Origin of the sequence: Pontibacter virosus (assembly GCF_003096355.1) — a bacterium.
Taxonomy (GTDB): domain Bacteria; phylum Bacteroidota; class Bacteroidia; order Cytophagales; family Hymenobacteraceae; genus Pontibacter; species Pontibacter virosus.
In genome coordinates this window covers 190659-208136 of the sequence record NZ_QEKI01000004.1, presented here as the reverse complement: position 1 = coordinate 208136, position 17478 = coordinate 190659, and the positions used below count along the sequence as shown (strand labels likewise).

Below are 17478 nucleotides of genomic sequence, written 5' to 3'. Positions count from 1 at the left end.
CTTTTTATTTTGGCTTCCGGGTCTATTGGGCCAGGTACAGGAGTTTGGTCAGCAGCCCGAGTGGCTTTGGAGCTTAGCCCACGGCTATACCTTTGGCTTCGCCTGCTGCAATGGCCGCTTTGGGTGCAGCAATATCTATTTTCTTCACTACAAAGTAGAGCCCCAAACTCACCACGATCGCAAAAGCGCCGAGCGCCCACCACAGCGTATCAAAACCGTAGCGGGCGGCAATAGTGGTGCCCATGTAAGGAGCCACCACGTGGGCAGCCGCATACGATATTGTGTACAGGCCCATGTATGAGCCGCGGTTACTGTTGTTGGAGCGCTCCACCGAAATGGTAGCCATAAAAGGCATTACCAAAATCTCCGACAAACTGAGCAAGGTCATGGCTATATACAGCAGTAAGATGTGCTGTCCCAGGTTCAGAGTCACAAAGGAAAACCCCAGCACCAGCACCCCTACCGTTATCAACCACGACTTCTTTATTTTGTCTCCGATCAGGTATACGAAGATCATCTCCAGCATAAACACAATGAACCCGTTCAGGGCAAGCAGCCCACCGATGTTCTGCTCCGGCAGCGCGTATACCTGGCGGTAGTATAGCGGCAAGGTCGACAGCAGTTGAAAGAAAAGTATCGCAAAGCCCGCATTGAGCACGACGAAAAGCAGGTATAGCCTATCCCTATAAGGGGAGCGGACTTTTTCTGTTTCGCCGAGGTTTGCTTCTGTGACAGCCGTTTCAACTTTTGCTTTGCGAGGTGTTCGGTGCCCCTGCTTGTTCTTAAAGTAAATGTAAAAGAACAGGCCAGCCATCATACAGCCTACTGCATCGCCAATAAACAGGAATTTGTAGGAGATAGCCGCTACCATGCCACCCAGGGCAGGACCGATAGAGAAGCCCAGGTTCAGGGCCATCCGGTTCAGCGAAAAGGCTCTGGTAACGTTCTCTGGCCTGGCATAGTGCGCAATGGAAGAGGCGTTGGCAGGCCGCAACATGTCGTTTACCAGGCTCAGTACAAACACACCTGCCGCCATGTGCTCAAACTTCTCCAGGAACAGGAACATCAGGTATAAGCTACCCCCAACCGTAAGGCTAAAGGACTGCACTTTAAAATGCCCGATCTTATCGGTGAGCCAACCGCCCAAAAAACCGCCACACACCGCACCTAGCCCGTAAATACTCAGGATGATACCCGCTTCCTTCATCGTAAAGCCAAGCGACTCGGTCAGGTATACGCCCAGGAATGGGATCACCATAGCGCCGCTTCGGTTGATGAACATAACCAGCGAAAGCATCCAGGCCGGGCGTGAGAGCCCTCCAAATGCATTGCGGTATAAAAGGAACAGGCGTTTCATGATATGCCCTCGTTTTACTGATTTATTTGTAATACTACCCCAGAAGTGAAGCAATCACCCACAGCAGGTTATAGCCCAGATTAAACAGCATAATTAAAGTGGCTATACCTCCAAAACAACCGCTCTCCAGCTTGCTAGCGGCCCTGTTCTGGCTCCAAAAGTAGAAGCTTGCCAACGTGACGGAAAGTAAGAACAGGATAACAGACACCACTGGGAATAAGCCTTGCGCATAGCCGGTCTCCGTGTAAGCAGTTCCGAAATTTGCCATTGTAGCTATACCCAACAGTATACCTGTCCAGAAGTAGAAGTCTGTCTTGCGACTGAGCAGGAAGCCGACCATAGGAGCTACTTACTTGGTGTTGTACTGATTCATGGTGCGCTCCAGCCCAATGCTGCCAAAAGCAATAATAGACTCAGCTGCTTTTTCGATTATACCTTGCAGGTCTATCTTTTCGTCGTCGCTGAAATTGCTGAGCACGTAATCTACCTGCTTGCCTTTGTGGAAGGTGTCGCCAACCCCGAAGCGCAGGCGCGGGTAGTTGTTATGGCCCAGTGTCTGCTCAATATGCTTCAGACCGTTGTGCCCACCGGCACTTCCCTTGGCGCGAATTCGAATTTTGCCGAAAGGCAGCGCAATGTCATCGGTGATCACCATCATCTGATCCGGTGTCAGCTTCAGGTTGCTCAACCAATGACTTACCGCTTTGCCGCTCAGGTTCATGTAGGTGGTGGGCTTCACGAGCACATAAGTGCGGCCCTTGCTTTTGATCTCGGTCACAAAGGAGTGGCGACCTGTGTCAAACTTCGCATCAAATTTCTGCGCCAGATAGTCCAGCACCATAAAACCAATATTATGACGCGTCTCTGCGTATTCCGGGCCTATGTTGCCAAGGCCCACGATCAGGTATTTCATACTTGTATCTTCCGTATCGGCGGCTGCCTGTTTCGTCAGGCCAAGCCACTGTTTTATTGCGCTAATTGTTGAATTGTTCAACTGAGTATGGTTAAATGGTTAAATTGTTGATTCGTAAGGCGATTTCTCTTGCCTAACCAACAATTTAACAATTAAACCATTTAGCAATTTAAAAGAAACAAAAAATCCTGCCCCGCTCGGAGCAGGACAGGATCTTGTTGCTATTGAAGCAGCAATAATTATTTCTTGCCGCGAGCTTCTTCTGTCTGTGCACTCTTAAGAGCACGTGGAATCGTAACGGTTGCTACCGGAGCAAGTGGGTTGGTCAGGATTTCGTAGTTACCTTTCGCAATTTTGCTCACTTTGATAGACTTGCCAAGTTCCAATTCAGAGATGTTCACCTCGATGTAGTCTGGAAGGTTAGCTGGAAGTGCTTTGATTTTCAGCTTACGCAGTTTTGTCACAAGCTTACCACCTACCATTACACCTGGAGATGTACCTACGAACTTAACAGGCACGTCGATCTTAACTTCTTTGTTCTCATCAAGCTGCAGGAAGTCTACGTGCAGCAGCATTTCGTTTACTGGGTGGAACTGTACGTCCTGAAGGATCGCTCTGTAGTGCGTGCCTTCGATATTCAGATCAACTTCGTATACTTCTGGAGAATAAACTAAGTCTCTGAACAGGATAGCTGGGGCGTAGAAGTGAATTTGCTCAGTGCCGCCATACAGTACACCTGGTACAAAAGACTCATTGCGCAGCTCTTTCGTCTGTGCTTTACCGAGATTTGCTCTTTTAAACCCTATAATCTCTAAAGTTTTCATAAAATGAATTTGTTAAAATTTTTAGGCCACAAAGGTAGGGTTTTTATTTTAATTGTTGAAGGCTGAATAGTTAAATTGTTGCTATTTATTTCTTCAAGAGTATCAACAATTTAACCATTCAGCCATTCAGCAATTGAAACTTATATAAACAGCGAACTGATAGATTCGTGCGTCACTACGTTGTTGATGGCGCGGGCGAACAGTTCGGAGAACGAAAGCACCTTGATCTTGGAGCATTCCTGGCGCAGAGGGATGGTGTCAGAAACCACCAGTTCTTCCAGCACAGAGTTCTCGATGCGCTCGTAAGCCGGGCCTGACAACACAGGGTGCGTTGCGATGGCACGAACAGTTTTGGCACCTTTGTCTTTCAAGAGTTTGGCGGCTTGCGTAATCGTGCCGGCTGTGTCCACCATGTCGTCCACAAGCACCACATCCATACCTTCCACATCACCGATCACCTGCATAGAGGCGATCTCGTTAGCCCGTTTGCGGTGTTTGTCGCAGACAACCATCTCAGCGCCGAAGTTCTTTGCGAATGCTCTCGTTCTAACCACGCCACCTACGTCAGGAGAAGCGAAGATCAGGTCGTTGCCCAGGTTGAGGCTGCGCAGGTAGGGCACGAAGATGGCCGAACCATCCAGATGATCAACCGGAATGTCGAAGAAGCCCTGGATCTGGCCAGCGTGCAGGTCGCAGGTCATCAGGCGGTCAGCGCCCACTGACTGGATGGCGTTGGCCAGCACTTTAGAGCCGATCGAAACGCGGGGCTTGTCTTTGCGGTCCTGGCGGGCGTAACCGTAATATGGCATCACGACGATCACTTTGTGGGCTGAGGCGCGTTTGGCAGCGTCTACCATCAGCATAAGTTCCATCAGGTTGTCGGCTGGCGGAAACGTGGATTGCACCAGAAACACTTCGGCACCGCGAACAGATTCATTGAAGTGTGGTGCCATCTCCCCGTCGCTAAAACGTAGAAGCTCAAGGTCACCGAGTTGCGTGCCATAAGCGACAGCAATTTTTTCGGCTAAGTACTTGGAGGCGGAGCCAGCGAAAATTTTTACCTGTGGCATAATAATGCTAAATATTTGTAGGGTTTGGTTTTTAGGTTATTATGCCTGCAAAGCTACGAAATTCCGCAAATATGCTACCTGATATTTCTGATTTTTAATTAGTTAGGCGGGAGGGTGTAAAGCAAAAAAGGCAACCCGCATTGCTGTGGGTTGCCTTTTTAAGTTGTCCGACCAGGTTTCGAACCTGGACTCTTCTGAACCAAAATCAGACGTGTTGCCAGTTACACCATCGGACAAGCTACCTACTAGATTTCAGGGTGGAAGCCCCTTCGTCGTTCAGTGATGCAAAGATAGGCAGGCTATTTTAAACTGCAAACATTTGCCTCAAAATTTTTTGAAAATCTTAGTCCAAAATCTGCTTTAGCGCCGTGTCCTCGTGCTTTTTGGGTATGCGAACACAATCCAAATCTTATCAATACAAGAGGTCTCAGAGGGCCAATGTTTCGCCTAATTGAATGAAATTCACGGTCTTATTCTATCGTTATTTTTCAGAATCGGGCTGCTTTTCCGGATTAGCCAAAACCGTAACAAGACCCCACAGCGCCCGATTAAAAAAAAATGTAAGTCCTGAAATTTAAATCAATCCAAGTATGGGAGCAAAGGTGTGCCGGCTATTTTACTCCTGCAAGTATACGGGCATAACTTGCCTGTATGGCATAAATTTACTTGCTCGTCATAGGTAAATCACCTTTTGTATTGAGGTGTGAGGTATGTTTCAGGGGCTTAAAGAGATGATGTGGATAAGTTTAACTGATTTTATGGACTTCTAATGTCACTAACTGGCTGGTCCTGCGTAAAGAACCTTGCTAAATCTTCCAATTATGTATTCAACTACCATGACGGTCAATACTGACATCATCACGACGACCTGCGGCCGTGAGCTCGATCTAAGCCGCACAGAACTGATTATTGAGCGCTCCAACAGTCTTTTTAGTTATAACATTCACAAAATGGATACTGGGGAATATGTGATAGCTGAGAAGTTTTTTGCCAACCCTTTTAACAACCGCTACATCCTGCTCAACGACGAGCAAATCGAAATGCTGAAACATTTATAGCCTTCCTCTCGAATACGGAGTTTGCTTAAGGAATACTTTAATATAAGATTACGCTTACGATTATGTTCAAATTTTTAGCCTTCCGCTTATTCCGGGCCATTTGGGCTCAGATTCTCTAATTTAACACACACCTTTAAAATAACAGGCAATCTCCGCCATGCACCGTTTGTTTACAAGCTGCGCATGGCGGAGATTTCGTTTTAAGTAAGTCTGCGTATGGCAGGGTGCTGTCTACTAAATAATGTCCTTACTTGTTGGTAATGATGTGTTTAAGTATTATGTTCACTGTGGTTTAATGTCAGTCATTATAAGACATCGCTATGAAACAGGTATACCTTTTACCCGTGTTGCTGTGCGCCGCCTTCAGTTTGGAAGCAGCGCGCGGCACCGCAACCGCTCAACTGCATGAGGGGGCCGCTTTTTCCTATGTTTCTGAGTTAATAGTCTCCCTCCAGGATACCATCGTGAAGGGACAGGACACGACAAAAGTGACTTATGTGCGGGATGATGATGCAAAGACGAAAAAAAAGGCGCCGAGCGTTAAGAAGACCCGGGTCTCTTATAAGCGGGATGTGCAGCGGGCTTCGCTAACCAAGCAAAGCACTGAGGGAAACATGGTTGATGTTATTGTCATGCAGTCAGGCCGGGTGATACGTGACCTGAATGACCTGCAGTTGGTGGGCAGCAGTGGCAACCACCTTTCTTCGCAGAACTTTATCGGTTTTGAGAACATGGTGCTTCCCTTCGAAGGAACGGTTCGTTTCAGAGCCTCCAACCTGATGGGGACATCCAGCATCGACCGGGAAGTGCGTTTCACCATTTTAGAGCCAGGTCGTTGGGTGCTCAGAATCGATCTTTAATCAGGTATAGCTTTGCGCATGGCGCAGGTATAGCCTTATAAAAAAACAGCCGCAGCGAGATGATTCTCACTACGGCTGTTTTGTGTTTATATGCTGGTGTTATACCTTATTCCTCGTCAGGAGCGGCTACAACACCAGTTCGTCGCTTGTTGCCTACGTTTTCAACCTCGCGGTTGATCTCCTTGATGTCCACTGGCTGTGAGAAGTCGCCGAGCAGGTGCTTGGTGAAGTAATCGCCCATCATCCAGAAGAAGTACTCGGTCATGTCGCCGAAAGCGTGGCGCTGACCAGGCAGCATCACAAAATCGAAACGCTTATTGGCTTTGATCAGTGCATGGGCCATACGGATGGTGCCGGCCGGGTGTACGTTGTTGTCTACGTCGCCGGTTGCCAACATCAAATGACCTTTCAGGTTGCGCGCCAGGTCCGGGTTTTTCTCAACGGCATACACAAAGGTTGTGTCTCCTTTTGGCGTCACCACTTCTTTCACGCCGTGGTGCTTTTCGCTCCACCAGCGGTTGTAAATGTTGTTCTCGTGGTTACCGGCCCCCGATACAGCTACCTTGAAGAAATCAGGGTATACGAGCATAGCGGCCGTGGACATAAAGCCACCACCTGAGTGACCTGTTATACCTACACGGTTGATGTCGATGAAGCGGTGGCGGTCGGCCAGTTGCTCGATGGCCGCTTTCTTGTCAGCCAGACCATAGTCGCGCAGGTTGCCGTAGCCGTAGGTGTGGTACCACTTAGAGCGGGCCGGGTGACCACCGCGGTTACCTACTGTTACAACCACAAAACCCAACTGCGCCAGACGATCGATACGGTCCATGCTGCGGCCGAAAGACTTGTTCACTGCCTCGGTCTGCGGACCTGGGTACACGTAAGTAATGATCGGGTAGGTTTTGGTGGAGTCGAAGTCGAACGGCTTGTACATCACGCCGTACAGATCGGTAATGCCATCGTCCGCCTTCACCATAAATGGCTCCGGGAATTTATACCCGGTCGTCATCAGGCGGCTCAGGTCGGCTTTCTCCAGGTCCATCACCTTGCGGCCTTTCGTGTCATACAGCGCCGATACTGGTACGGTATTCACGCGTGATGCCGTGTTTACAAAGAAAGTATTGTTGTCGTTAAGGCTAATGTTGTTATCGAAGTTGCCTTTGTTAAGCAAGGTCATGCCGCTGCCGTCGAAGTTGATGCGGTAGAGGTGCATCAGGTAGGGGTCTTCGCCATTTTCGCGACCGTTGGCTGTGAAGTAAAGCACGCGGTTTTTCTCGTCTATACCTACCAGGTCTTCCGCATGGAAGGAACCGCTGGTGATGCGGTTTTTCAGGTTACCCTTGCCATCGTACAGGTAGAAGTGGCCCCAGCCGTCGCGCTCAGACCAGTGGATGATCTCGTTGCCGCCTTTCACCAGCCCGATGCGGTTGATGTCGATGTAGGTATTGAAGCGCTCCTCTATAACAGGGGTTACCTTGCCCGAAGCGATATCCAGTTCGCAAACGTCTATCTTCTTGAGGTCGCGACTGGTGCGGGTGAAGTACAGCTTGTCTTTGGTGCCGTGCCACATGTTCGGACGGTGCTCATCGTCGCGCTGCTTTTGCAGGGCAGGGGCCGACCATAGGGAAAGCTCCTGGTCTTTGAAGGCAGCCGTGTTGATGCGTTTCTGCGTTTTGTTGGCAAAGTCGAAGATCAGCAACTCTCTTTTAGGGGCTTCTTTCTCACCTGGCATCTGATACTTGTAGGTCTCTAAAGCAGGGCGGCCCTGGGCCGTGTGGTGCAGCACCCATAGGTCTTTCACTTTGCGCTCGTCTGTGCGCACCATGGCAAACTGCTTGGAGTCCGGTGACCAAAGGACAAAAGCTGGCTTGCGGTTTTTCTTGTTCTTCTCGCGCTCCACGTTCGTTTCGCCGCGGGAGTCGCCGTAGGTATAGTACTCCACGCCATCCTTGGTCAGCTGGTGCTCTACAATGGTGGTGTCTTTCTCATTCTTCAAAGCCTTCTCGTAGTTGGCTTTGTCCATCCAGTACAGGTTGTGTTCCTTGGCGAATAGCACGACCTGCTGGTCCGGTGAGATAGAAGCCCAGCGTGGCTTAGGCTTAATTTTTTCGAAGTCTTTCAGCTCCACTACCTGGCCTGTAGTCAGGTTATAGCGGAAGTAGAACGTCTTCTTTTCGAGCGAATCGGCGGCCTTCTTGTCCAGACGGTCTTTCTTCACCTGGTCGATCGAGCTCTTGATCTCGAACTGCACGCTCTTTTCGTCTTCCGTGAACTTCAGGTTCTGGATAGGCAGGTTCTGCGCATCAAAGGGGTCCTGCACGATCATGGTTACGGCAGAGGCTACTTTGGCATTGTCTAAGAGCAGCTTCTTGGATTTGGTGGCCGGGTCTACGATGTACCAGTTCTTGCCATTGCTGGTCTCGTACTCGTACCAGAAGCGGTCGGAGTTTTTGAGCCAGTGCGGATCGAGGTTGGTGGTGAAAATAAGTTTCTCCAGCTTTTTGGGCGAGAAGCGGGAAGCCAGCTGGTAATTGCCCTTGGTCGGCGTGCCAGACTGCTGTGCCTGTACACTGATGCCCGCTATCAGCAGCATAGCGAGAAGGTAAATTTTCTTCATGAAAAGGTTGGTTTGGTTGGTTAGATCAGTTGAACAGGTATAAGCCGCTCGGAAGGTATAGACTGGCAAAAAGCGGAATAGTTTAAATAGCGTTATGATAAAATATAGGTAACTTCAGCATGTCATATTTAAGGTATAAATAGAGTCGGCGTGTTAGCACAAACGTAAGATCTGTCCCAGATGCAACGTTCCGCTGCAATTTAGGGTCAAACAGTTAAAGTATAGCGCTGTATCATGAAAAACTTATTCTTTGTTGCCACGCTGCTCTGTCTGCTTTTGTCCTGCTCAAAAGAAGATTTGGGTACTGTTAATGCCATGCTGGGGCAGGAAATCAAGCTTAAAGAAGGGCAGGCGGCTTTGTACAATAACAGTGGACCCGAGGCTGTTCACATTGTCAGGTTAATGGTAGAGCATGTGAGCGACAGCAGGTGCCCGAGCGATGTAGTTTGTGTGACTTATGGCAGGGTGGAGGTGAAGTTGAGAGTGGAGACTGGAGAGGGCATAGGGGAAACCATTACCATGTGCCTGGGCGATTGCGCCGGTGGCAGTAAATCTGAGGATGCTGCGGTGGTGGTGATAGGCGCCATACCTTATACCATCAGGCTGTTGGGTGTGGCGCCTCTGCCGAGCACGAAAGACAAATCAAGCAAGACCAAGGAAGTACAGTTGGTGTTAGAACGCTTGTAGAGCCGCCACTACGCTCTCTTTATTTGCGCAGGCGATTTTGAGTGAAGCATCAGGTATAGGGTATACATTCCTGTGTTTGGTGCAGCAGGTTGGCTTTTTAATACAGGCAAGGCCTTTGTAATGAAAGCGGCTTGAATAGCAAGGCCTATACTTTGATATTGAGTAAGTTAAAACTTTTTGGGGTGTTGTGTGGAATTGTCCTTAATATACCTTAGTTTTGCGCCTTGAAATAACTCCGTTATACAGTTAATCAATATAAAAAGTCAAATGGCGAATATTGGCAGAATTACCCAGGTTATCGGTCCGGTTGTGGACGTTAGCTTTGCGGGTGAAAACGCAAAATTACCAAACATCCTCGATGCGCTTGAGGTAATTAAAGAAAACGGCCAACGCATTGTGCTGGAAGTGCAGCAGCACCTCGGCGAAGATCGTGTACGTACCATTGCGATGGACTCCAGCGAAGGCCTTACCCGTGGTGCACAGGTTAATGACCTGGGCGGTCCAATCACGATGCCTACTGGCAATTCTATCAACGGTCGTCTCTTCAACGTAATCGGCGAAGCGATCGATGGTATTCCACAGCCTAATGCTACTACGCGTCTGCCAATTCACCGTGCTGCGCCGCGTTTCGAAGACCTGGCAACTTCTTCTGAAATCCTTTATACTGGTATTAAGGTAATCGACCTTTTGGCCCCTTATGTAAAAGGTGGTAAAATTGGTCTGTTCGGTGGTGCCGGTGTGGGTAAAACGGTATTGATCATGGAGCTGGTAAACAACATTGCCAAGGCCTACTCAGGTCTGTCAGTGTTTGCCGGTGTAGGTGAGCGTACCCGCGAAGGAAATGACTTGCTTCGCGAATTCCTTGAGTCAGACATTATCCGTTACGGTGCCGAGTTCAAGCACTCAATGGAAGCTGGCGGATGGGACCTGTCGAAAGTGGACATGGCGGAACTGGAGAAATCGCAGGCGACGCTGGTGTTCGGTCAGATGAACGAGCCTCCTGGGGCGCGTGCGCGTGTGGCCCTGTCTGGTCTTACGATCGCAGAAAACTTCCGTGACGGTGACGGCACCGGTGCTGGTCGTGACATCCTGTTCTTTATCGACAACATCTTCCGCTTCACGCAGGCGGGCTCTGAGGTGTCGGCCCTTCTTGGTCGTATGCCATCAGCGGTAGGTTACCAGCCAACGCTGGCAACAGAGATGGGTGCTATGCAGGAGCGTATCACGTCAACGAAGCGTGGTTCCATTACATCTGTACAGGCCGTTTACGTACCTGCGGATGACTTGACTGACCCGGCTCCAGCGACAACGTTCGCTCACTTGGACGCTACAACAGTACTTTCCCGTAAGATTGCCGAGCTTGGTATTTACCCTGCGGTGGATCCACTGGACTCTACTTCACGCATCCTTTCTGCTGACGTATTGGGCGAAGACCACTACGGTACAGCACAGCGTGTGAAAGAGATCCTGCAGCGTTACAAAGAACTTCAGGATATCATCGCCATCTTGGGTATGGACGAACTTTCTGAAGAAGATAAGCAGGTGGTACACAGAGCGCGCCGTGTGCAGCGTTTCCTGTCTCAGCCGTTCCACGTAGCAGAGCAGTTTACTGGTCTTGCCGGTGTGTTGGTAGACATCAAAGACACCATCCGTGGCTTCAACGAGATCATGGACGGTAAGTACGATCACCTGCCTGAGGCAGCCTTCAACCTGGTAGGTACCATTGAAGACGCCGTAGTGAAAGGTGAGAAGATGATGGCCGAAGCAAAATAGACTTAATTAGTTTAGAGTTAAAAGTTTAGAGTTAAGAGTGGTGTTCAGCTAATCCTAACTTTAAACTTTTAACTTTTAACTCTCAACTAAATAAAGGATGTATTTAGAGATAATCACACCTGACAAGAAGGTTTTTGCCGGTGAGGTAGAGTCGGCCCAGTTTCCGGGTTCAAACGGTTCGTTTGAAGTCCTGAACATGCACGCTCCCCTTATCAGCACCATGGAAAGCGGCAGAATCCGTATCACTACCAAACAAGGACAGGAGTTCTTTACCGTGGATGGTGGTGTGGTAGAAGTGCTGAACAACAAGATCATCGTACTGGCTGAGTCCGTTACGGAGTAGTACAGCACAAGCTAAAGCATATAAAAAAACCCCTTCTGCTTGATAAGAGCGGAAGGGGTTTTTTGCTTTTTGAACTGTTTTGAAGTCGGGCAGTAAACTAGAAAGCTGCGCCTATACCCAGGTATAGTGTTTCGGGGTAGCCTACGCCACTCCGAAAGAGGAAGCGGCTTGTAGGCTTCTGGAACCTGTAACCCACCGCGCCAACTATTCTGATGTGGATGTAATCCGACTTTAGCGGTTGCGGCTCAGAGAAGTATGTGCTCATGTCTTCAGCATGGTCATAGCCGGTTTTGTTGAACATGCGGGCTAGTCCACCGTTGAGTTCCAAGTGGCTGTTCCTTTTTCCTGTCATCGTGCCGAGCATCAGCGACTGGTAAGGTCCTCCGGTTGACCAGACACCCCAACCACCAACCCCCGCTTTAGTCCATAGGCCCTGAATAGAACCTTCTTTACTGGCCAGAAGCATCCGCTCAAAACTCAGGTTGTAAGCGCCCATCAGCCCGACAGTGCCCATGGTTGCCAGAATGGCATTCTTCCTGAAGCCCTGGTTACCTTCTGCATCAGCAGACTCTTGAGCATAGGTATGGGAGCAAAGTGAGAGCGCTGCTCCGATGGTTAGATAAATGCTTTTCCTGGTCATAAAGGGCGTAAGGTTAAGGTATAGCTGAGTCTACTTCCTGACTGGTGCTGCAGAGCTTTGCGGCACAACCTGCACTCTGGTGAAATCCAGGTCATGGAAATCGTAGCTGAAGTCGGTGAGCGGGGAGACGGCCTTCATGTTGATGCCAGAGAGTTTGCCTTCCTGATCCGGCACGTACACCACAAAGGCATCGGCCTCAAAACTGCGATCCGTCCACTTCACCACAAAGGTATTGTCTTTGTAGTAGAGCATTTCGCCCTGCAGCCTTGGCGATCGAAGTGACTTGAAGTAGAGCTTATTCTTTTGTTTGTAGACCTCAACGTGGCCGAACCACTTGTCTTCGAAAGTACCCACGTAATTGTCAAAAGCCACTTTCGACTTCTTCTCTTTCAGCACTTTGTTTACATCGTCCCAAATCTTGTTGGTATAAGCGGTGGCTTCTTTCATGTATTCATCCTCTTCCTGCTTCAACTCTGCCACCCAGTCGTGGGCTTCCATACCCAGGTAGGCCTGCTTGATGGTGTTGGTGATGGAGCGGAAGGCCTGGCCGTTTTGTTGGTTTGTGAGCACGATGATGCCCAGGTTCAGCTCGGGCAGCATGGTTACCTGGCTCACCATACCTGGCAGACCGCCCGTGTGGCTCACTTCTTTGTGGCCCTTCACATCGCTCAGAAACCAACCAAGCCCGTAAGACCGGAAGTGCGTGTTGAAGGGGCTCTTGCCGTTGTAAGGTATAATGGTTTGCGGCGTCCACTGCTCCCAGATGACGCGTTGCGTGAGCAGGCGCTGTTTCAGTTCATCGCCATACCTTCCCTCGTTCATCAGCATGATCAGCCACTTGCTCAGGTCGTGCACGCTGGTGTACATCCCCCCGGCAGCGGCCCCGAAAGGCAGGTTGTAACGGTCAATAACCTTCAACTTACCTTCTACCACGGCATGGGCTTCGATGGTGTTGGTCAAGTCCCGGAGCCTGTCGTAGCTGGCGGCGCTGCGCGTCATGCCCAGTGGCTGCAAAATGCGCTTTTCGGTGAACTCTGACCAGCTTGTGCCTGTCACGCGGGCCACTACCTCACCGGCTACAATGTAGAGCAGGTTATCATAGTCATACTTCGTTCTGAAAGCAGACACCGGCTTCAGGTATTGAATGTTACGGATCAGGTCGTCTACCGTGAAGTCGTTGCCATCAGGGAACATCATCAGGTCGCCGGCTCCTAGGCCCAGGCCACTGCGGTGGGTCAGGAGGTCCCGGATTGTGAATTCCTCTGTCACGTAGTCGTTGTAGAGGCGGAACTCAGGTATGTACTTCACCACCTTGTCATCCCACTTGATCTTTCCTTCTTCCACCAGCAAACTCAGCGATGCCGCCGTGAAGGCCTTGGTGTTGGAGGCCACGCCGAATAAGGTATGCTCCGTGGTTTTCTCACCTGTTTTAGTTGAGTTGACGCCGTAACCTTTCATGTGCACCACTTTCCCGTCTTTCACAACGGCGACGGCTATACCTGGCACCTGGAAGGCAGTCATGGCCCGCTCCACTACCTGGTCGATTTCCTGTGGGCTAATAGACTGTGCCTGAAGCGGAAGAACAGAGCCCAGCCAAAGCAGCGTGAGTATGAGTAAGTGCGGAGTAGACTTTTTCATGATCAACAGGTATAGGCTAAGGTTTTATAACAGGCATCGGAAACGCCATTGTGGAGTCAGGTTTCAGGGCCAGGATTGAAAACTGGATGGTAGAGTCAGGCACGAGGACAGGCATGGAGGACCTGGGCTCATTGACTTCTGCATTAGCAGCGCTTGTTGTAGAAGATTTCGGGAACAGGCTATACCTGCTGCTTGGCTTCCCAAGCGGGTTTAACTTGTCGATGGAGGAGCCTTTCTCCAGATAGCTCAGGTCGAGCTTTTTGTTAGACGGCTTTAACCGGAGCTGCGGACGATCTAAATCCTGTGTTTCCTGAGCATTTGCCGCGAGGGATAAAAGCACTAATCCGGCGATGGCGGAGCATGTTTTCATGAGCTGTGTAGTTGAGTAAGACTGTAATATTAGTGTTTGCTGATCACGCTGATTGGGTATGGCCTAAGCTTATTTGACAACTTTTCCAGCCTCCAAAGCACCAAGGCTAAGTATAGTCTCAGTAAACTAAGTCCCTTTAAATATAGCAAAACCTACATTCAATTTATAAAAAAACTACTCTTTTCAGAAGATATTGTAGGACTCAGGAAAGCGTTGCTACAGGATTTCCAGCTCCACGTCTCCGTCTACCGGAAAGCCAACGCAAGTAAGCGTCATACCATTCTCGATATCCCGCTCGGTGAGCACCTCGTTGTAGGACATCCATACCTTGCCTTTTAACACCCGGGCCAGGCAACTGCCGCACTTGCCGGTTTCGCAACTGTAGGGCATCGCTATACCTGACTGACGGGCACTCTGGAGTATGTTGTTGGGATAACGCGAAACGATCTGGTGCGCGCTGCCGCCGATGTGCAGGGTAACCTTGTGGGCTGCTGTGTCGGGTGGCATGAGCTTGGCAGGCTTGCGGATGTCAGTATTGAAAATCTCCTTCCGGATATTGCTCTCCGGTATACCGAACTGGCGCAGCGCAAAAGACATCAGGCGCATGTAGTTATCAGGACCGCAGATGTAGAAAAGCAGCTCATCCTGCGGCGCCCTGGAGAGGGAGCTGATAAAACGCTGCAGCAGGTCTTTGTGCAGTCGCGCCCGGCTCAGGTCAGGGGAGTTGCTGTACAGAAATTCGGTGTGCAGCCTTTCGGGGAACAGGGTCGACAGCTCTTGCAGGGGTTTCTGGAACATGGCTTTTTCTGGGTAGCTGTTGCTGTAGAAGAGCACAGCCGACAGCTCGGGACGGGCGTACAACAGCGTTTTGAGCAGCGAAAAGATGGGCGTAATGCCACTGCCGGCCGCCAGAAAGAAAATCTGCTTGTAGTCTGTGCCTTCTTCTGGTAAGGTAAACAAACCAGCTGCCCCGGTCGTGATCAGTTTGTCGCCGACACGGGCATTGTCGATGAGCATGCGGGAAAAGAGGCCGTTCTCGATGCGCTTCACTCCAATTGTGAGCGGCTCCTGCAGCGCGGGGGAGGAAGTGATGGAGTAGGAGCGGCGAACTTCGCCCTGCGTGCTGTGGTGCACCAGCGTCAGGTATTGGCCGGCTTTGTACGGAAGTGGCTTACCATCCTCGGGCTCCAGCGCGAACGTTTTCACGCCGGGTATTTCCTCCTGAATGTGACGGATGATCAGGCTGCGGTAGTATCTATTGTCGTCAGGTATAGGGTGTGTCATGATGTGTGTTATGTGTAAAGGTTACGTTTGCTAAGGGCAATTTGACAGTATGAGCCCCCATTTGCCAGCAACGGCTATTTTGTCACCTTGTCTAAATTGCTGTGAACTCAGCAAGTCCTTATAACACTTTCCCGATAATTCAGGCAACGCTATTTCGGCTTCCTGAGAGCTGTTATTAATAACCACGATCACGCTTTCGCCTTTATAGCTCCGTTCAAATGCCAGCAAATCCCTTTTATCATCAGCAAGCAATAGCTTATAGGTGCCCGACTGCAGTGGCGGCTGCTCCTTTCTTATATGGATAAGCTTTTTATAATGTTCAAATAATGGCTGGTTGATCGCTACTTTGTCCGGGGCATGGGTAGAGCCATCTGCATTGAAAACCTCGTCGGCGTATTGCAAATCCGCCCATACCATCGGCTTTCTGGAGTCCGGATCATTACCACCCCACATACCCACTTCATCTCCATAATAGACCATGGGAGCGCCTACATATGTCATCTGCATGATCACAAACAGTTTTTGTAGCTGGATGTCTTCGTGCTGCGGCTTGCGTGTAGAGTAATTGGGGTTGTTGAGTGCAACGGATGTGTTGAAATACTTACCCCAGTCTCTGAAATTCCCGATTCCACGATTCACGATATGGGAGCCTATTCTGTTGGAGTCGTGGCTTCCGAACAGGTTCTGGGAAACGTAAGCTACACCGGGCGGGTACAGCTCCCGCAGCGCTTTTAATTTGCTGTCGAACTCGGTGGCCGAAATGCGCATGGTATCCGGGTTAAAGAAGAACTCCGCAGCGGCAAAGGCAAAGTTGTAGTTCATTTCACCATCAAATTCATCTCCCTGCATGTAGGGTTTCACCTTGTCCGGCGTATCAACGATTTCGGCGGTCATATACGCCTCAGGGTTGATAGAGCGAACGTGCGTTCTCCATTTCTTCCAGAAAGGATGGCCGACACAGAAGGCTACATCGAGTCTCCAGCCGTCAATGCCGTTTTCTATACCTTCTCCTTTCGGGTTCATCCAGCGTTCCGTGGCATTAAAGATGTACTGCCGGGGTCCCTCCACTATCCCGGTACTGTCTTCCCGCAACTCAGGCAAAGACTTCACGCCAAACCAGCCTTCATAATCGAATTTGGTGCCCTTCTCAGGGTCGTCCCAGGATTTGATGATGAACCAGTCTTTGTAAGGCGATTGCTGCTGGTTTTTCAGGACATCCTGAAATGCAAAACTGTTATAGCCCAAGTGGTTAAATACCCCGTCGAATATAATTTTCATTCCCCTCTTATGGGCCTCTCTGATCAGCTGCAGAGCCAGCTCGTCAGCACTCGTCCATACCCAGGTGGCAGGATCCAGCGGATTTTCAGTCGCGATCAGTTTTCGGTCACCTTCTGGGTCAGGACCAAAGTTCGGATCGATGTGATGGTAGCTTTCACCATCGTATTTGTGCAGGGAGGGTGCCTGAAAAACCGGGTTTAAGTAAATGGCTGTTATACCCAGGTCCTGCAGGTAGTCCAGTTTGTCGATGATGCCCTGCAGGTCACCCCCATAGCGCCTTCTAAGCAGATGCTTCCACATTTCAGGTTCGCCGTTCTTCTTTTCGTAATCCTGCAGCTGATACCAGTCACTTCCCCAGGGGTGCACGTGCCATGCTTTCGGAGGCTCTTGTGGGTCTGCTCCCAGAATATCGGCAACGGTGGGGTTGTTGCTTGTGTCCCCATCCCGGAAGCGCTCCGGAAATATCTGATACCAGACGACCGTTTTTGCCCATTGCGGTACAAATTCCGTGTTATCATCTGTTGTGTGATACGCAGCAGCCTGTTCAGACTTTAGGGCTGGAGGGTTACAACCCGTACCCAGCAGAAGGAGGAGAACCCCCAGTTTTATAAGCTTTATCTGCCCTGAAAATAGTGATTTCATAAAGATGGTCTTTGTAATTGAAGCGCTCCGGATACATGGCTGAATATGCCTGTTTCCCTGTGTTAAGTACGGTCATAAAAGTATAGGGGCTCTCTGATAGGCCTAGGCGCTATACCTGCACAAT

Annotated in this window: 16 protein-coding genes and 1 tRNA gene; 5 read left to right on the top strand and 12 right to left on the bottom strand. The window is 50.0% G+C overall.

The annotated features are described in order from the left end of the window. Positions 1-73 precede the first annotated feature (73 nt). The 6 genes from C8E01_RS07990 to C8E01_RS07965 form a co-directional block, all read right to left on the bottom strand. On the bottom strand, positions 74-1357 hold the full coding sequence (locus C8E01_RS07990; RefSeq protein WP_116542840.1) for an MFS transporter: 1284 nt from the start codon (positions 1355-1357) through the stop codon (positions 74-76). 34 nt (positions 1358-1391) lie between these two features. Then, on the bottom strand, positions 1392-1697 hold the full coding sequence (locus tag C8E01_RS07985; protein WP_116542839.1) for a hypothetical protein: 306 nt from the start codon (positions 1695-1697) through the stop codon (positions 1392-1394). A gap of 9 nt (positions 1698-1706) precedes the next feature. Further along, positions 1707-2270 carry an aminoacyl-tRNA hydrolase gene (pth, locus tag C8E01_RS07980; RefSeq protein ID WP_116543027.1) on the bottom strand — a complete coding sequence of 188 codons (564 nt, stop codon included), beginning with the start codon at positions 2268-2270 and terminating at the stop codon, positions 1707-1709. 239 nt (positions 2271-2509) lie between these two features. Beyond that, positions 2510-3094: a 50S ribosomal protein L25/general stress protein Ctc gene (locus tag C8E01_RS07975; RefSeq protein WP_116542838.1), complete on the bottom strand. Its 585-nt coding sequence runs from the start codon at positions 3092-3094 to the stop codon at positions 2510-2512. 140 nt (positions 3095-3234) lie between these two features. Beyond that, the gene (locus C8E01_RS07970; protein ID WP_116542837.1) at positions 3235-4164 is read right to left on the bottom strand and encodes a ribose-phosphate pyrophosphokinase; all 930 of its coding nucleotides are present in this window, start codon (positions 4162-4164) and stop codon (positions 3235-3237) included. A gap of 163 nt (positions 4165-4327) precedes the next feature. Next, a tRNA-Gln gene (locus C8E01_RS07965) sits at positions 4328-4400 on the bottom strand. 585 nt (positions 4401-4985) lie between these two features. Here C8E01_RS07965 and C8E01_RS07960 point away from each other — a divergent pair. Together C8E01_RS07960 and C8E01_RS07955 are read left to right on the top strand one after the other, a co-directional pair. Further along, a complete protein-coding gene (locus C8E01_RS07960) occupies positions 4986-5222 on the top strand; it encodes a hypothetical protein (RefSeq protein ID WP_133242744.1) in 237 nt (78 codons plus the stop codon). Positions 5223-5542: 320 nt separating this feature from the next. Next, the gene (locus C8E01_RS07955) at positions 5543-6082 is read left to right on the top strand and encodes a hypothetical protein (protein ID WP_116542835.1); all 540 of its coding nucleotides are present in this window, start codon (positions 5543-5545) and stop codon (positions 6080-6082) included. A 106-nt stretch (positions 6083-6188) separates the two neighbouring features. On the opposite strand, the gene C8E01_RS07950 is transcribed toward C8E01_RS07955, so the two are convergent. Then, positions 6189-8699, bottom strand: coding sequence for a S9 family peptidase (locus C8E01_RS07950; protein WP_116542834.1), 2511 nt, complete (start codon positions 8697-8699; stop codon positions 6189-6191). A 234-nt stretch (positions 8700-8933) separates the two neighbouring features. Between C8E01_RS07950 and C8E01_RS07945 the strand changes: the two genes are divergently transcribed. The 3 genes from C8E01_RS07945 (at position 8934) to atpC (ending at position 11502) form a co-directional block, all read left to right on the top strand. After that, a complete protein-coding gene (locus C8E01_RS07945) occupies positions 8934-9386 on the top strand; it encodes a hypothetical protein (RefSeq protein WP_116542833.1) in 453 nt (150 codons plus the stop codon). 267 nt (positions 9387-9653) lie between these two features. Continuing rightward, entirely contained in the window at positions 9654-11159 is a 1506-nt protein-coding gene (gene atpD / locus C8E01_RS07940; RefSeq protein ID WP_116542832.1) for a F0F1 ATP synthase subunit beta, read from the top strand. A gap of 97 nt (positions 11160-11256) precedes the next feature. Beyond that, on the top strand, positions 11257-11502 hold the full coding sequence (atpC, locus tag C8E01_RS07935) for an ATP synthase F1 subunit epsilon (protein ID WP_116542831.1): 246 nt from the start codon (positions 11257-11259) through the stop codon (positions 11500-11502). 97 nt (positions 11503-11599) lie between these two features. Here atpC and C8E01_RS07930 read toward each other — a convergent pair whose 3' ends face one another. From C8E01_RS07930 to C8E01_RS07910, 5 genes are all read right to left on the bottom strand, one after another. Then, positions 11600-12142 carry a hypothetical protein gene (locus tag C8E01_RS07930; RefSeq protein ID WP_116542830.1) on the bottom strand — a complete coding sequence of 181 codons (543 nt, stop codon included), beginning with the start codon at positions 12140-12142 and terminating at the stop codon, positions 11600-11602. Positions 12143-12172: 30 nt separating this feature from the next. Next, entirely contained in the window at positions 12173-13780 is a 1608-nt protein-coding gene (locus C8E01_RS07925) for a serine hydrolase (protein WP_165820595.1), read from the bottom strand. 16 nt (positions 13781-13796) lie between these two features. Continuing rightward, entirely contained in the window at positions 13797-14150 is a 354-nt protein-coding gene (locus tag C8E01_RS07920; RefSeq protein ID WP_116542828.1) for a hypothetical protein, read from the bottom strand. 216 nt (positions 14151-14366) lie between these two features. Next, positions 14367-15434 carry a flavin reductase family protein gene (locus tag C8E01_RS07915; RefSeq protein ID WP_116542827.1) on the bottom strand — a complete coding sequence of 356 codons (1068 nt, stop codon included), beginning with the start codon at positions 15432-15434 and terminating at the stop codon, positions 14367-14369. Positions 15435-15464: 30 nt separating this feature from the next. Then, entirely contained in the window at positions 15465-17354 is a 1890-nt protein-coding gene (locus tag C8E01_RS07910; protein WP_116542826.1) for a glycoside hydrolase family 13 protein, read from the bottom strand. Positions 17355-17478 lie beyond the last annotated feature (124 nt).

Excerpts from the sequence above, each read along its gene's own strand:
- atpC (WP_116542831.1), top strand. The coding sequence starts at position 11,257 with ATGTATTTAGAGATAATCACACCTGACAAGAAGGTTTTTGCCGGTGAG.
- C8E01_RS07915 (WP_116542827.1), bottom strand. The coding sequence starts at position 15,434 with ATGACACACCCTATACCTGACGACAATAGATACTACCGCAGCCTGATC.
- C8E01_RS07990 (WP_116542840.1), bottom strand. The coding sequence starts at position 1,357 with ATGAAACGCCTGTTCCTTTTATACCGCAATGCATTTGGAGGGCTCTCA.
- C8E01_RS07975 (WP_116542838.1), bottom strand. The coding sequence starts at position 3,094 with ATGAAAACTTTAGAGATTATAGGGTTTAAAAGAGCAAATCTCGGTAAA.
- C8E01_RS07960 (WP_133242744.1), top strand. The coding sequence starts at position 4,986 with ATGTATTCAACTACCATGACGGTCAATACTGACATCATCACGACGACC.
- C8E01_RS07955 (WP_116542835.1), top strand. The coding sequence starts at position 5,543 with ATGAAACAGGTATACCTTTTACCCGTGTTGCTGTGCGCCGCCTTCAGT.
- C8E01_RS07970 (WP_116542837.1), bottom strand. The coding sequence starts at position 4,164 with ATGCCACAGGTAAAAATTTTCGCTGGCTCCGCCTCCAAGTACTTAGCC.
- pth (WP_116543027.1), bottom strand. The coding sequence starts at position 2,270 with ATGAAATACCTGATCGTGGGCCTTGGCAACATAGGCCCGGAATACGCA.
- C8E01_RS07945 (WP_116542833.1), top strand. The coding sequence starts at position 8,934 with ATGAAAAACTTATTCTTTGTTGCCACGCTGCTCTGTCTGCTTTTGTCC.
- C8E01_RS07910 (WP_116542826.1), bottom strand. The coding sequence starts at position 17,354 with ATGAAATCACTATTTTCAGGGCAGATAAAGCTTATAAAACTGGGGGTT.
- C8E01_RS07925 (WP_165820595.1), bottom strand. The coding sequence starts at position 13,780 with ATGAAAAAGTCTACTCCGCACTTACTCATACTCACGCTGCTTTGGCTG.
- C8E01_RS07950 (WP_116542834.1), bottom strand. The coding sequence starts at position 8,699 with ATGAAGAAAATTTACCTTCTCGCTATGCTGCTGATAGCGGGCATCAGT.
- atpD (WP_116542832.1), top strand. The coding sequence starts at position 9,654 with ATGGCGAATATTGGCAGAATTACCCAGGTTATCGGTCCGGTTGTGGAC.
- C8E01_RS07930 (WP_116542830.1), bottom strand. The coding sequence starts at position 12,142 with ATGACCAGGAAAAGCATTTATCTAACCATCGGAGCAGCGCTCTCACTT.
- C8E01_RS07920 (WP_116542828.1), bottom strand. The coding sequence starts at position 14,150 with ATGAAAACATGCTCCGCCATCGCCGGATTAGTGCTTTTATCCCTCGCG.
- C8E01_RS07985 (WP_116542839.1), bottom strand. The coding sequence starts at position 1,697 with ATGGTCGGCTTCCTGCTCAGTCGCAAGACAGACTTCTACTTCTGGACA.